Source organism: Aequorivita vitellina, from assembly GCF_022008365.1.
Lineage (GTDB): Bacteria > Bacteroidota > Bacteroidia > Flavobacteriales > Flavobacteriaceae > Aequorivita > Aequorivita vitellina.
This window is the reverse complement of record NZ_JAIRBA010000089.1, coordinates 1-1,222: the sequence shown is the minus strand read 5'-3', so window position 1 is coordinate 1,222 and position 1,222 is coordinate 1. Positions and strand designations below refer to the sequence as shown.

Annotated in this window: 1 pseudogene; it reads right to left on the bottom strand. The window is 43.5% G+C overall.

The features are described 5' to 3' along the window. Positions 1 to 1,222: pseudogene (locus tag K8089_RS16075) on the bottom strand (hypothetical protein); the annotation flags it as partial.

Below are 1,222 nucleotides of genomic sequence, written 5' to 3'. Positions count from 1 at the left end.
ATTAACAATACCTTCGGTTGGGTTCGGGTAATAGCTGAAACCAACTATATCATTATCCGAAACGCCAAGGTTTGTACCATCTATCGTGATGTCTGTAATGGCACCAGTATTCAACACGAACACGTAGTAAGCCTGACCTGCAAGTGTATAAATAGATGCAGAAGTGCCAGGTGCACATTGGTTGGTGTTTTGTGGAACCAATACAAGATCAGTCTCAGTAGCATTCTCATCCGGTGCGGTATAGAACGTTACAGAACTAGCGCCGCCAGGAGTTACAATCATAGCATTGGCTTGTCCATCGCCCGCAGATACAAAATTGTACCATACACCGTTGGCTCCAGTAAGATCACAATCCTGTGGGTTGCCATTCTCTGTGGTAGCAGCTGGCATTGCAACAGCAGGGTCTGTGTAAGGGAAACCAATCTCGTCTACATCAATAGAGTTTGCTATCATATCGTTTGGAGGTGGTGTTGGCATACAAGTTACATCTAATGTAAAGTTACCTGTAGCTCCACCAAAACTGTGAACAAGAATATAGTACTGCGTATTTCCGTCACTTGCAAAAGTAACTTCAGATTGCAGACCACAAGAATCATCGTTCCCATCAACACAAACTAATGCACTACAATCGCCACTGTAAATAGAAAGCTTAGAGTCAAAGTCTGTTCCGTTACAAAGGGATACCGTAATATCTCCCGGCAATCCACTGTTGTCATTAAATGAATACCAAACACCTGGAGAAGTGATTGCAGGACCACAAGCAGGTGCACCAGTATCGGTTGTTGCACCAACAGTTGAACCTGTTACAGTTTCACCACAAGTCATAGCGATGGCACCGCCACAATCATCGTTTGGTAATGGATCTTGACAGCTAACGTCTAGACTAAAGTTACCTGAACTGCTTCCAAATCCTTCTACCATAATATAGTAGGTAGATGTACCATCAGAAGTAAAGCTAACCTCACTCTGAAGACCACAAGAATCATCGTTGAATGCAAGCTCATTTAAAAGATCGCAGTCGTCAAATACGCGTAATGCAGAATCATAGTCAGTACCACCGCCACAAAGGGAAATAGTAACCAACTGTTGTGTACCGCTACCTGTAAACTTATAGAATACATCTGGAGCAGCGTTTCCGCCAGAATCTGTTGCAGTTAAAGTTTCACCTACTACACTGTCACCACAAGAAAGGGCTATTGCACCAGCGCAATCATCATAAGTC